Consider the following 13099-nt stretch of genomic DNA (forward strand, 5'->3'; position numbering starts at 1 on the left):
GACGTGCCAATACACTGTAAATCGAGGGACTGAGCGGGTGCTTAGGACGGATCCGGGGTGAGGTATGGAATAAAATTATGCCCCACCGACGCCGTCATCGTCGTCGTCCGTCGAGAGGACCAGTCCGAGGCCACCGCCAATCAATGCGCCAATCGGACCGGCGGCAGCGAAGCCAGCGGCAGCGCCACCACCAGTCCCGAGGAACTGTCGCTGATCCTGTGTGAGTTTTTCGTGTGCTCCTCGCTTGACGGTTCCCGTGCCGTTACACTTGGGGCAGTCTCCGAATCCCATCTGGGAGTCAGTCGTTGCGCCACTCCCGTTGCAGGAGGGACATTTCTTCGTCTCGCCCATGCTCGATAGTGTCTGTCAGGAGGGCAAAGATGTTCCGGTCAGTCGACCCGTTCGAAGTACATGAGACCGTTATTGTCGCGTCCTGGGCCAGTATAGTAGAGGCCTTCGAGCGTCTCCGTATCCCCCTCTTCACGGTATTCCAGAGACGCAGTCCCGAAGTGCATGTCCAGTCCCTCAACCAGTGGGGACCCCGGATTCTCGTACTGATAGCTGATACTCGGCCACTTCCCTTTCTCGGTCAGCATCGTCGCACCATTACTGTCCGAGGGCGTCTGCGTCGTCTCGAAGTGGACGTTGATCTTCCGCCAGGTCTGGTCGATGTCGAGGGAGGCGACCATCTTCTGGCCATCCTCGCTTGGATCGTCGGCATGATGGAGCGCCTCATCGGGGATGTCCCCCTCGTATGACGTAACGATCCAACCCTCCCACTTGCCGTTGAGATCGGGGACGCGAGTGATACCGAGTACTCGCGCAAGCCAGGTCTTCCAGAACCACTGGACGTGGGCTTTCCAGACGACTGCGAACGCGAGTCCCCATGAAATAACGAACCCAGCCGCAAAGGGAAGGACTGTGGAGAGCGCGGTTGTCACCATCTCGACGAGGATCGTAATCCCGTAGGCGAGCAGTGCCAGGCCAGCGTAGACCTTCGGTCGGAAGTCGTTGTCTGTGGAGTACGTGTGCATCCGTTACCAGTTGTCCCAGAGGTCGACCATTGCATTGACGTACTGATTCGCGTACCGGGTGTTCCACTGCGCTGGACCCGAGCCGAATATGTCGGTGATACCGTTCTGGCAGGACCAGTCGCTGTAGTCGGTCGTGTTCAGGTATCGGAGGACCTTCAACACGCGATCCTGTTTGTCGTAGGTGTACCGCCCGTCTGGAACATTGTACAGTAGATTCTCGATGAAGTACGACGGGACGTTTTCCTTGTTCAGCGCGTTGTTGTCGACAAGATAGTTCCGTGCTCGTTTGAAGATCCGGACGGTCTCCTTGAACCGGTCATTCGTACTCGACTGCTTGGTGCTTCCCTTGCTGATGTGCTTCTTCGGGTAGTTGACGATCTTCGTGTTGCTGAGGTCGAAGAACGCGATCCCCGAGTGGTAGCCGTTCGGGTAGTTGTAGTAGTCCCGGTGGTCTGCACAGACGAGCACGTCGGCGTTGAAATTGCTCGAGTCGACCTCGATGGCCTTCCCGACCGGATCGACAGCCGCCGATCCGAAGCGGGATTCGAGGACGTCGACGACATCCGACCGGAACTCGTTCCAGCTGTAATCCGGGTCGCCGGAGTTCCGACGCCACTTATCTCGTTCATCCGGTGTGAGACCGGAGAGGTCGACGTAGTACATGTCTTCGAGCTGGATCACGACGTCGACGTCGGAGCTCGCCCGGACGATGGTGTAGTTGGCGTAAGAGCCCTGCAGATACGTGTCGAAATTCGCGTCGGCGAGCCTGTCGCTAGATTGCAGCTCGTTCTGGATCTTGTTTTGGGTCCGCTTCGCCGATTCGATCGGACCGCTACTGTATTGGGACCATGATTCGAGTGTTCCTGAGTCTATCGCCATGGGAGAGTGTTACACGCGACTTTCTGACCGAACGCTAAAACCTTCTCGGTATCACTTTCACCCCGCTCTGCGAACCGTTAAGTGACTGTATCAAGCAGGTAGAGTCGTGACTGTTTCGTCTATCCTCGAAACAATGTCAGTTTCTTTCGGTGGTGACCATGGCGATCGATGAGGACGTCCTTGAAGGGTGGATCGACCCGAAACGGGCCGCCGTGAAATCAGCGGAGAAGACCCACAAGAAAATCCGCAACGCCCTCAACGATAGCGACACCCTCGCCGATGTCGAGTTCCACGACTTCCTCCAGGGTTCGTACGCGAACAACACGATCATCCGCGACTCAAGTGACGTCGATATCGTCGTCCGACTCGACGAGTTCGAGTACTTCAACCTACGCGACCTTGACCCGGAGGACCAGGAAGATGTCGACGTTGAGGACTACGATTACGACCACGACGAGTTCCGGGACGACGTGTTGAGTGTTCTGCAGGACACGTACCCGGAGGGGACGTTCGACCCGTCCGGGAATGCAATCGAGATCTCGGCTCCAGGGCTGCCACTCGACGCCGACGTGTTGGTGTGCGTCAAGTACAAGCACTACTATAACTATCCACAGGGCTACTACGATGGGATCGTCTTCTGGCCAACCGATTCGATCTCCTCGGTCGTGAACTATCCGACGCGCCACCGGGATCACGGGTCGGACAAGCAGGACGACACTGACGATCTCTTCAAGGAGACGGTGCGGATGTTCAAGAACGCCCGCAAGGAGGTCGTCGCGGACGGGTACATCACCGACGACATCGTCGCTTCCTACTTCATCGAGTGTCTCCTCTACAGAGTCCCACCGGGCCGGTACGTTGAAAACCTCCAGGAGCGGTACGTCAAGATCGTCAACTACCTGCAGAAGACCGACTACTCCGACTGGAGGTGCCAGAACGGTGTCAGCGACCTCTTCGGGAGTGGCCGAACGAAGTGGAACACCTGGCACGCAAAACTGTTCGTCGACGCCTTGGAAACGTACTGGGAGAACGCAAGCGCCAACAGCATGAATGCACGTCTATTCCAGCGATAACGAGTTCCGATCAACCTTCCTGGGGATCCTGGGCGCAGTTGCGTTCATTGTGACTTCGTTCTTAGATGGATATGCGTTCCCATGGATCCACCAGCAACTTCCGTTCGATGTGCCGGATCTGCTGTTCTTTGGTCTGGCATTTGGCGTTGTATATGCCCTCTTGTACCGAGTCTTCGACCGGCGGCTCTGGAACAAGTCCTGGATGCCCGATTTCATTGTCACCGTTCCCGATCTGACGGGGCACTGGGAGGGTGAGATCAAGACGAGCTACCAAGGCAAAATCAAGGGTGACTACATCGCCGACGGCGGGCATCAGCCGTTGTCCGCCACGCTGGATATCGACCAGACGTGGAGCAAGATCGTTATCCACTTCGAAACCGAGCGGTCTTCGTCAGTCAGTACTGGTGCTAGTTTCCAGACCAAGGGAACGCTCCACCCGAAGCTCTCCTATCTGTTCAATAACGAGGGTGCAGACGTGGACGAGCAGGAGGTAGACGAAGGACCATATGACGGGACGACCCAGTTCACGTACCGGGAGTCGGACGATCGGCTGGTCGGCTACTATTATACTGGGCCGGCCCGTGCTTCAGAGCAAGGAAACCGGCAGCAGACGACATATGGAACAGCGGAGTTCACTCAAGTGGATGATAAGCCCCAGAAGTGAAGCGATATCGTTCATCTTCTTATCGGCGTGACCGAGAACGGCGACACGCGAACAGCCACTATAGACGAACGGGGTACAGCTGTACGCGGCACTGTCTAGTTAAGCCAGTTTGAGAAGTGAGCAGTTCGTGGTTTGAGTTGTCTATGCTGTCGCCAGAACTGCTCAGAGAGACGTTAGACACGGCAAATCTTGAATGTTGGGAGCGAGAGCGGACGGCCACGCCCGTCAGGGCGCTGGCCGTCCGGCTCCATGCGACCGGCTGTTCGCTCAGAGAGACACAAGCAATTCTGCAATTATTCGACGTACAACGCTCTCATCAGGCAATCTTTCAGTGGGTACATCGAGTAGCTGACAGCGTTCCCGACCCGCCTGAGGCGCAGCCGAAGCGGGTCGCGGTAGACGAGACCGCTGTCAAAATTAATGGCGAGTGGTCTTGGTTGTATGCTGCAATAGATCTCGACACCAAATTGATTCTGGGTGTCGATCTGTTCGGAACTCATGGGACCGATCCAGCTGCTGCGTTTCTACATAGACTCTCCGAGAAACACGACCTCTCCGAGGCCGTGTTTCTCGTCGATGGCTTCGGCTATCAGACTGCCCTTGCTCGATTAGGGCTGAGCGGTCAGCGTGATTATACCGACCGAAACCTGATCGAAAAATGGTTTCAGACACTCAAAATGCGGATCGACCGCTTTCATAATTCGTGGGTGGGCAGTCGGTCAAGCGTTCGTCGCTGGTGTTCACAGTTTGCACATTATTATAACCGCCAGCGACCGCATCAATCGCTAGATGATCAAACGCCAGCTGAGGAGGTCGCTAACTAGACAGTGCCCTGTACGCGAATATATCACCAACCATGACAATTCTCTCTGAACGCGCGAAGCCGCTCGTCCGAGACGAAATAGAGCGTTTTATCGACGACGTCCAAGAATTCGCGACAGATACCTATGATCACGTTCCGACGACCGTGATCTTCACATCGAATACGTTCCGCGACCGAAAACACGAGTACTCGGTTACACAGCCATCAAAAATCGTCCGCGATACGAACCGGTTTAAGCGCTTCTACTTCACTGACCTCACCCAGTCCCTCCTTGACAACGGACTCTCGTTCTGTCCGCATCGACGAGACGATGTTGAGAAGAGTCTCCTCCGGAAGCGACTTTTCCATCTGGCAAAACTTACGCTTGACTATGCCGGCGCTGTCGAATTCGATTCCGACGCCTTCGAGAGCGCGTACATTACTCACTTCGCACCCCTCTTCAAGAGCACCCATACGCACCGTGTAGTCTTCCCACTCCCCCGTCTAATCCTCCGACCTGAAGAACCACGAACACCACCTCAGGTATCGCTCCCATCCCTACAATGTACTGTCGACTCCGGGAGAGCGGTTGCGACGTTCACTAAGGATCTCCGGCTCTCGCGGATTCCCGATGGAGAAATGGCGGCGATGCAGACGCATGGGACACCGGGGATGATCACGAAGCGAGACCAGACCCAAAAACGCCTCGGCTGGGCGACAAAACTCGAAACCGAACTCGAGGTCACGAACCGGCCAACGAAACACGATTCCAACGCCGTCGGTCTCGACCAGAGCTGGACGGCGAATTACGCCCTCGAAATTGCGGGGGATATCGCGAAGCAATTCGTCACCGCGCTTCGGCTGTGGGAACCGAGAAAGTACGCAGGACTGGGACCAGGGTATCTGCTTCGAGACTCCTGGAAGACGTACCGTGGAATCAGTGGGGACGTGGAACGAGTGCTACAACCCGAGTTCGGACAACGCGGCCGAACGTTCCACCGAAGTCCGGTAACTCTGGAAGAGGCCGATGAGGGCGCGCTCCGCAACCACTGGACAGATGTCGGGCCGTATTGTCGCCAAGACCGACAGGCGGAGACGGCGGTCAAGCAGTGTCTCTCACGGTTCAACCGGATGTACGAAAGGTCTGCGCGGGAGGACCGGCTTCTCGACGCTTACCTCGGCTTCGAGACGACACTCCTTCGTGGCGACCCGGGGAGCGTGCTCTCAAAGCGAGCGGCCGTCCTCCTGACGGACCCCGGTGACGTCGACATCGGGGAGACGCGAGCATTTTTCGACGGCGTCCGGCAGGTTCGAAATCAAGTCGTCCACAATGACGTAACGCTCTCTGAATCGCTGCTGGCAGACCACCCCGGACCAAATGAACCACAGGAGTATCTGCAAACCATTCGGGAGGCGCTCGCGCGAACGGTGGTTGCCTACATCGGATTACTCGATGGCCCATCGAACTCGATTCAGACGATCAATCAGACCATCCTTTCTCGGCGAGTCGACGAACTCTCCTGGGGAGAGAACGATACGGAGTGACCGTGTCTATTCACGAGCGAGCTAGTGAGATCGTGCTTCACCAAGGTTGGAATAAAACGAAGCCAACAGACAAAGGAACACGTAAGTTCGATGGGATCCCGTCCTACCAGTATGGCGAGTTCTCTTATCACTGCCTCTAACGTCACGGCGTTCGGTCTCTTGTGTGATTTAGCTGGTGCAATTCTACTTGGTCCGAACATCGTTCGGCAAGCGTACAAAGCCGCTCAAGTGCGCAAAAGACTACAATACGAAGGCTATGAGCCGAATGATGTCCTGACGTCGTTCTTTCTGAACGATGAACCAGTCGAACCTGAATCGCTCAAATCGTCGAAACAGCAGCTTCGGGAGTTTGAGCGTGAATGGCTCTTACCAGGAGTCGGACTGGTGCTTCTCTGGATCGGATTCGCGGTCCAATTCATCGCGACAGTGTTCCTGTAACGTAATCAATCGAAATAGAAGGGCGTCAAATAGTAGGATTAACCAACGCTATGACGGCCCACCATCATCTGTTGGTTAACCCTCTGTCGTAAGAGTATAATTGGCTATTCGAACCAGTAATTCCTAACGAGACGGCCTTAGGTGAGTAGTTTATCGAGAATTGAATGCCCTCAGAACTTGACGATGAATCGGGAAGGGCCAACAGTTAGCCGCTCTCCCTCGGCGTCTTCAACTTCCGGGATTTCATCGAAAGCCGTTGCGACGCTTGGATCATCCAGCGCATTGATGACCCGTACAACGAAATAATCGCCATGCTCTTTTTGGGCGACTTGATGCTCATGTCTTGTCATCCCGAACTGGCGATCCTGTCGTTTCGTCGCCTTAACTTCGATATAAGCATCTGAACCGTCGCCAATCGATTCTACCGCGAGGGTGTCTCCATCCCAGACAAGGTCTGCTCCTCCAACGTGAATATCATAGCCACGTCCGCGCTCCTTCGACACATCCCGAATCGTGACATCACATTGCTCGTCATCGTATTTACCAGAGAGTTCGATGACGGACGGTGATTCGTCGACGGTTGGTTCGGAGTCGAAACTATCGGTGATGACACCCTTCAAGTGAGTCATCGCGAAGGCCTCACCCTTATCGCCGATTTTGTTGGCCTGTCCTCCACCTCCACCGGGCCATCCGCCATGGGAACCTCTCTGCTTCCCCTTCTCTGAGGGTTTCCGGTGATTCCCGGAGCTAGTCTTCGAATTACTCGTGTGGGCTCGTTTTGAACGAGTTGAGTCATCCGACGACGATGGTTCCCTCTCTCGTTCTGTTTGCGTCGAATTCGAGTCCGCTTTTTGAGATCGGTGCTGGGCCGACCTCGTCCTCTCCGTTCCTCCATTCGTGGAAGGATGTGATTCTGAAGAACTGGAGGACAGTCCCGAACTAGTCGCTTGACCGTTTGTCGAACTGGGCTCCTTGGTTTGGTTCAGAGAATTAGGTTGCTCCTCAGAACCCTGTCTATCAATGCTTGTTACTCCGGTTGCTGATCCATCTCCATCGTTTCGGTTAGTGGTCTGCACTTCCTCCATACCGTCTTCATCGGGTGTGGTTGGTGGTGAGCTCTGACTCTGAGAGATGTCGGGATACTCATCCGCAATCGAAGAATGTTGAATCTCTTCTCCGTCAAGATAGGCTTCAATGAGCCCCTCTGGTTTACCGGCCGCGCCCTTGGATAGCTGAGTATATCGATTTTTGTCGGCACCAGTAAGGTCGAGTGAGGCAGCCAGCGAGTCGATGAGATCGAGCTGTGCTACGTCCTCGTTCGCAAGGAGCACATGCTCGGCCTCTTCATCAATGAAGACCGTCTCTTCATGGTTCGAGACCACTCGCTGCCCGTTGAGATAGTAATCACATGCCACACGTGACGGTCGTTGAACCGTGTACGAAGAGGTCGATGCTAGTAGGTCCGCTGCGGCCCCTTGTTCCCTCGCTTCCAGAACGCTATGACCGACATCGAGACACGCCTTAAATTCGTCATATAGGCACTCACCACCGGTTTCGTATTCTGGATACGCAACCTCGCGTGTCAAAGCCTCCTCAAGTGGCTCGGCGTCGAGAACCTCCACTAATCGATTCACAGCTTTCCCACGGCTGTATCGGGCGTCATACCACGGGAAGACTACTTTTGCTGCGATTGTATCCGGTAGCATTTCTGCGAATCCAGGACCTCGTGCGATGTATTCGATTTCGTCATACTGGACGAGTTCCTCGTTGACATTCGGAAGTGCATCGGCCGCAGCAAGTTCATTGGCGATATCGTCCAGCTCTCGGTCTATTGACTCGTCATGAGCGACTTGACTCACGATAGATCGCCAGGCCTCTTCGACGGTGCTCCACGCATCGTCATCTGCCTGTGCGAGGAACTCGATATACGTCTCAAGTGCAGGTTCAATTTCGATATCGAAGGTGTCGACGAATAGATCCCGAAATCCTCGGTACTCGTCCTTAATTGGGACGACGTAGTCGCCTAAGTCTCCACTCCATGTGGTCTGAGAAGGTGTTCGAAATGCGGGGTCGGCACTTGGGATGTAGATGAATGCGCACTCTCGGAGGTGATCGATTACCTCGTCTCGCTCTGCTGCTGATACGCTCTTGATCTGCGTTGCCAGCGAATGGAGGTGAGAGCGGATCTCCCGGTTCAGTTCGTCGGCGTCACGTTCCTTACGGGACTCGACAAGCCGTTCAATACCGATTTGGTGCTCTGTAATGCCGACATCGTCGCGAACCCCAAGCGTATTGAGGAGATCCGCTGAAACAGATTCGATTCTTTCGGCGATGTGAGTTACGTCAGCTTCCTCAGTGACGGAGTTCCGTTTGAACAGATGAGCTGGTCGGTGGAGTTCTCCGTCGCTTCCTGGGAGCCATGAGGCGGATCGGAGTAGTTTCCCTAACGTTGTCGGGCATTCACTCTCCTCAGTTTTCACTTCATAGCCGTTATTCGGTATAGAATAGCAGTAGTCGCGATAGAAGCAACCGCTGTAAATGTCCTCCCAGTACGTATTGAGCATTCGGGCGAACTCCCGACCGAAGGCGGTGTCTGTCTCGGTTGCATCTCTGAGCGATTGTGTAACCGCTGGGTCCAAGTCGTAGTCGACGAGTCCATGCCGGGCGTCCTCGCGTTTCATCCAGCGGCATCCTCGGCCATTGTAGGGCGCTAGATCGGTATCTAATCGAATATTTGTGCCTTCGTCATCGTGCTCGTCAAGGAACTTCCGAATTGCCTCCTCAGATTCAAAGGTGACTCTATCACAGTGGTCAGGGTTCTTCTGAACGTGAATGTGGTCTTGGACGCCAAGTTCCGCAAGGAACTCACGCCAAGACTGTATATCGTCATCAACGTCGTCACCGTTGCTGTCTCCATCGAGATACGAGGGCGTTACCGGTGCATTAGAGGTGAGCGTGCCTAAGACAAGACTTGAGTCGTAACGACCTTTGTTATACTCCGACGGGAGGTAGAGGTCTTCAGGTGGTGCGTATTGGCCGTCCTCTGTTCTGAGCTGTACATCCGAGATATCGGCTAGAGTTCCGGATCGCTCCTTGATATACCTAAGATAGTCATCCAGGAGTTCATCTCGGTGGGCCTCTGGCTCCGAGTATGCCTCATTGATGATGTCACGTACAATGTCCGAATGTTGAAGGGAATCGATTTCCAATCGCTCTGAAAGGAGGTCCTTCGCACGTCCGGCTGTAGATTCAGAGACCGTCCGGGCCGATTCCAGTTCCGCTACGAACTCGCCACTCAGTAGGTCGAGATCTTCGTAAAACGGTTCATACGCAGATTCGTTCTGCTGCGCTGGAAGGTAGATGCTATTCCCGACATCCGTTAGTGCTTGGCGGCCACTCGATTCATCCTCTCTTTGGAATGGGAAGATAGCGAGTGATTGGATTTCTGACTCAATTCGCTTGATCTCCTTCCTCTCATCGGAGGACGGATATCTCGAAAATGAATCGCCGTCGAGATATTCCTCTACTGCTCCGAGGAATTCGACGATTTCCGGAGTCGTCAGATCATCAAGGACAGCCATATCCTGGAGTTGCTCAAGCGTCTCCGCAACAGAGAGATCAGCTGTCCCATCGAGAGCACAGAGTCGGTCGTAGATATCGTTATCCAGGACTGGGGTCGGATGAGCGTCAACATCCGCATACGCATCTGCGAATTCCTGTAACGGGAGTACCGAGCGCAGCGCCTCCGGAAGAATCACGAGTTCTTGAGGCTGAAAGAGGTCCCCCGACTCATTCGGAACGATTGCCTGCCCTTCTATTTGCGTGTAGGCATGGTCGAGAAGGGGAGTGAGATACGCAGGGCGGTCTTGCGCCGGATTCGGGTCCGGAATGAGTTCGAGGATCGTCTCTGGGGCGACCTGTTCAGCATGGAATGTGGTAATTGCGGTGTCGAGTATCTCCCCTGCGGCTTTCAGGAATCGGTCGTTCAGTGGATGTCCTGGCCGAATCTGTTGTCGGTCGGACTTTAAGAGGAAGTCCGCCTGTACATCAAACGGCAAATCAGTCGTCTGGCTCGCGGGAAAATAACAGAAAAGCCGACTATCAGAATGAGATATCGGCCTCCCGGATCCGTCGACGGGAACTGCAATGGACACTGTGAGTTCAATGGTCCGGTCATCAAGGTCCTCTGCTTCGAAATCACGCTCCTCGGCAATCATCTCGAATGTCTCCTCATCGGTGTCCAGAGCGGTAGTGAACAACCGATACCGATCGATGTCTGGAGACTCATCACTGTCCGGCGAGCGTTCCCGCACCTCGTGGACGTTCTTCTGCGTCTCCCTCCGCTCGTAAATGGTCGTCTCCCCTTCAACCTCGACACGAATCGTTTCCAAATTGTTCAGGAATGGGAGCAATCGGTCAATGGATTCCAGTTTCGTCTTGAGCGCCTGCCTGCGCGTCTCTGGAAGGTCTGATTTGAACGGAAGTCGAATCCTCGTCCCATCGAAGGGAAGATCGTTCCCGGATGCTTTTTCGGGGAGTTCCGGGTCATCCCTGTCATACTGAAATGCGAAATGGCCCGTCTCGATACGGGGATTGTCGGTGATGCTAAATATCGTCTTAAAGCCTATTCCGAAGTAGCCGATATACGAAAGATCATGCTTCGTACTCGCTGTGAACTCACCGAGTGCAGCGACTTGGTCAGCAGTCATCGGCTCCTTGTGATTTTCGATGCTGAATTCCTCCTCCGTAAGGCGAAGTGTAGCTGCCGTACATTCGCCCCCGACGTCATCAGCATTCTGGAGAAGCTCTGGGACGACTTGGGAGGCGTCGTCAAGATTCTTTAAAATCTCCTCGCTCATCCGCCGGAGCTTCTGCTGTTGGTCCGTCGGCGTCTTCTCTTTCAGATTCTGTTGCCGATCCTGAACCCGCTCGAGAATCTCTCGGGCTTCTTCCTTGGATTCTGGAGGTGCTTTATCGAACTCCCACTTTTCCGTCGCACTGCTCATAGTACCTGTCAATGGCCTCTCGATTTTTAAACCCCCTTATCATCGTGACTCGGGATCTAACGTCTTTCATGTTCGGCCAAATTAGAACAAGAACTGACAGAGTCGGTATATCGAAATACAATATAATTACGTCATGGAGGAAATGTATGGGTTTCACCGGTTTTTACATAGACTCATGCGGTCTGCTATACCCACAGGAGAAGCCGTCACAATTCGGCTCTATTCGGTCATTTCTGGAGCACAGCGGCTCTACTCATCAGTAGAAATGAGTCCACCGTCTACCTGTTCAAGCGCTTCAGCTGCAATATCACCGAGTTCACCGGCCTCGATGTGTGAATATCGTTCGCGGACCATCTCTTCACTGTTGTCGAGGTATCGTGCGGCGACGGTGTAGCCGAACGCCCGAACGAGAACTTCTCCCATGCCTCGCCGTCCACCGTGTGGTGCGAGGTACTCGTGTTTCGGATGGTCGATATCGATGTCAGCGTCGGCAGTTACTCGTCTCAGGACGGTTCGTGCGCCATCAGTCGTGAGCGACGGCGGCTGGATATCCTCGTCAATGGCGAGGAGGAGGTCACGTGCATAGGTGCTTCGCTGATCATCGATCTCCGCAGGTTTCAGACCTTGATCTGCCAGTTCTTCGCTGACGAGGGTGGCGAGCGTTCGCTGATCGAACGTCGGGAAGACCGGCCACCGCTCAGTCGGGAGATCGAGGAGCCGCTTGTAGTTCCGGAGCGGTGAGATTACTGGGTCGGGAAGACTCGCCGAGTCCCACTGCTGTTTCTTCCGGTAGACGTGCATACTCCCATCCTCGAGGTCGATCTCCTCCCACCGGACACCGCGCCGGCGTGGGTCGTCTGGATCACGAAGGAGTTCACCGACGCGGACAGCTGTATAGGCGAGAATGCAAACTAGCGCTCGGTCACGGGCTGCTCTGAGTGCCGCGTAGCGGGCTCGCTCGCGTTCGAGGTGGTCGACGTCGTCCGGTAGTCCTGTGAACTGTTCGATAGCGGTGCGCGCCTCCTCGTCAACGTAGCGAGAGAGCACGTGGCGCTGCTCGGGGGTCCATGCCTGCTGATCCCCTGGCTTCCGGCCGTCGTCCTCGGGGAGTGGCGCGGTCGCGCTCGCCCGCTGGGCGTAGTGGGCTTCCAGATATCCCTCGTTGACGCACCAGCCACACCACGCAGAGATGTAGGCGTAGTAGGTCTGCACAGTGTTCTGCTTGAGGCCGCGGTCGCCGGCGAGGTGTCGGGCGTACTCGCGGAAGACTTGCTCGTCGAGAGCGGCGAACGTCGGTTCGCGGTCGACATCGTCGGAACCGATTCCGGTCCAGCTGTCGTCGCCACGCTCACCGGCAGCCCATTCGCGGAAGCGTTCGAGTTCGCGCGCGGCGTTCCGTCGGTAGTTCCCTCCCTCACCACCACGACCCTTCCCCTTGTCCTGAAGGTAGCGCTCGAACGTCTCGTCGAGCGGGGCTGATTGTGTGCGCTTAGACATCGCGTCTTCCTCCATGCTCGTGCAAGTACCGTCTCGTCGGCTCTACCCCAGGGGAAGCGGCCGGAACAGCCAGGTGTAGCATTCGTGCTTACCCGACAGCGGCGGGGTACTTGAATGTGGTCGTGATTATTGTGCTAATCACGTCCAGTATCCAATCGGGG

Annotated in this window: 10 protein-coding genes; 4 read left to right on the top strand and 6 right to left on the bottom strand. The window is 55.2% G+C overall.

Annotated features, from left to right (window positions below):
* Positions 1-75 precede the first annotated feature (75 nt).
* The 3 genes from EYW42_RS16415 to EYW42_RS16425 are packed head-to-tail and all read right to left on the bottom strand — an operon-like array spanning position 76 to position 1913.
* The gene (locus tag EYW42_RS16415; RefSeq protein WP_135536467.1) at positions 76-351 is read right to left on the bottom strand and encodes a hypothetical protein; all 276 of its coding nucleotides are present in this window, start codon (positions 349-351) and stop codon (positions 76-78) included.
* Between the two features lie 38 nt (positions 352-389).
* Positions 390-1034, bottom strand: a complete 645-nt coding sequence (locus EYW42_RS16420; protein WP_135536469.1) for a Cap15 family cyclic dinucleotide receptor domain-containing protein — start codon at positions 1032-1034, stop codon at positions 390-392.
* A gap of 3 nt (positions 1035-1037) precedes the next feature.
* Positions 1038-1913, bottom strand: coding sequence for a nucleotidyltransferase domain-containing protein (locus EYW42_RS16425; protein WP_135536471.1), 876 nt, complete (start codon positions 1911-1913; stop codon positions 1038-1040).
* A 158-nt stretch (positions 1914-2071) separates the two neighbouring features.
* On the opposite strand from EYW42_RS16425, the gene EYW42_RS16430 reads away from it, so the two are divergent.
* The 3 genes from EYW42_RS16430 (at position 2072) to EYW42_RS16440 (ending at position 4474) form a co-directional block, all read left to right on the top strand.
* A complete protein-coding gene (locus EYW42_RS16430) occupies positions 2072-2986 on the top strand; it encodes a nucleotidyltransferase domain-containing protein (protein WP_135536473.1) in 915 nt (304 codons plus the stop codon).
* The gene (locus EYW42_RS16435) at positions 2964-3650 is read left to right on the top strand and encodes a Cap15 family cyclic dinucleotide receptor domain-containing protein (protein WP_135536475.1); all 687 of its coding nucleotides are present in this window, start codon (positions 2964-2966) and stop codon (positions 3648-3650) included. The genes EYW42_RS16430 and EYW42_RS16435 overlap by 23 nt, the downstream gene beginning before the upstream one ends.
* Positions 3651-3793: 143 nt before the next feature.
* Positions 3794-4474 carry an IS6 family transposase gene (locus EYW42_RS16440; protein WP_135536477.1) on the top strand — a complete coding sequence of 227 codons (681 nt, stop codon included), beginning with the start codon at positions 3794-3796 and terminating at the stop codon, positions 4472-4474.
* A 203-nt stretch (positions 4475-4677) separates the two neighbouring features.
* Here the strand turns inward: EYW42_RS16440 and EYW42_RS20175 are convergent, their stop codons facing one another.
* Positions 4678-4926, bottom strand: a complete 249-nt coding sequence (locus EYW42_RS20175; protein ID WP_237561359.1) for a hypothetical protein — start codon at positions 4924-4926, stop codon at positions 4678-4680.
* 174 nt (positions 4927-5100) lie between these two features.
* Between EYW42_RS20175 and EYW42_RS20180 the strand changes: the two genes are divergently transcribed.
* Positions 5101-5997, top strand: coding sequence for a hypothetical protein (locus EYW42_RS20180; RefSeq protein WP_237561360.1), 897 nt, complete (start codon positions 5101-5103; stop codon positions 5995-5997).
* Positions 5998-6605: 608 nt separating this feature from the next.
* On the opposite strand, the gene EYW42_RS16450 is transcribed toward EYW42_RS20180, so the two are convergent.
* Together EYW42_RS16450 and EYW42_RS16455 are read right to left on the bottom strand one after the other, a co-directional pair.
* Positions 6606-11441 (bottom strand): DUF3883 domain-containing protein, encoded by a 4836-nt coding sequence (locus EYW42_RS16450; RefSeq protein ID WP_135536481.1) that lies wholly within the window; start codon positions 11439-11441, stop codon positions 6606-6608.
* 249 nt (positions 11442-11690) lie between these two features.
* Positions 11691-12938 carry a phage integrase SAM-like domain-containing protein gene (locus EYW42_RS16455; protein ID WP_135536483.1) on the bottom strand — a complete coding sequence of 416 codons (1248 nt, stop codon included), beginning with the start codon at positions 12936-12938 and terminating at the stop codon, positions 11691-11693.
* Between the last annotated feature and the right edge of the window lie 161 nt (positions 12939-13099).

Origin of the sequence: Halostella pelagica (assembly GCF_004762015.1) — an archaeon.
In the GTDB taxonomy this organism is placed as follows: Archaea; Halobacteriota; Halobacteria; order Halobacteriales; family Natronoarchaeaceae; genus Halostella; species Halostella pelagica.

Coding starts and splice junctions, on each gene's coding strand:
- EYW42_RS16415 (WP_135536467.1), bottom strand. CDS start 351: ATGGGCGAGACGAAGAAATGTCCCTCCTGCAACGGGAGTGGCGCAACG.
- EYW42_RS16420 (WP_135536469.1), bottom strand. CDS start 1,034: ATGCACACGTACTCCACAGACAACGACTTCCGACCGAAGGTCTACGCT.
- EYW42_RS16425 (WP_135536471.1), bottom strand. CDS start 1,913: ATGGCGATAGACTCAGGAACACTCGAATCATGGTCCCAATACAGTAGC.
- EYW42_RS16430 (WP_135536473.1), top strand. CDS start 2,072: ATGGCGATCGATGAGGACGTCCTTGAAGGGTGGATCGACCCGAAACGG.
- EYW42_RS16435 (WP_135536475.1), top strand. CDS start 2,964: ATGCACGTCTATTCCAGCGATAACGAGTTCCGATCAACCTTCCTGGGG.
- EYW42_RS16440 (WP_135536477.1), top strand. CDS start 3,794: ATGCTGTCGCCAGAACTGCTCAGAGAGACGTTAGACACGGCAAATCTT.
- EYW42_RS20175 (WP_237561359.1), bottom strand. CDS start 4,926: ATGGGTGCTCTTGAAGAGGGGTGCGAAGTGAGTAATGTACGCGCTCTC.
- EYW42_RS20180 (WP_237561360.1), top strand. CDS start 5,101: ATGCAGACGCATGGGACACCGGGGATGATCACGAAGCGAGACCAGACC.
- EYW42_RS16450 (WP_135536481.1), bottom strand. CDS start 11,441: ATGAGCAGTGCGACGGAAAAGTGGGAGTTCGATAAAGCACCTCCAGAA.
- EYW42_RS16455 (WP_135536483.1), bottom strand. CDS start 12,938: ATGTCTAAGCGCACACAATCAGCCCCGCTCGACGAGACGTTCGAGCGC.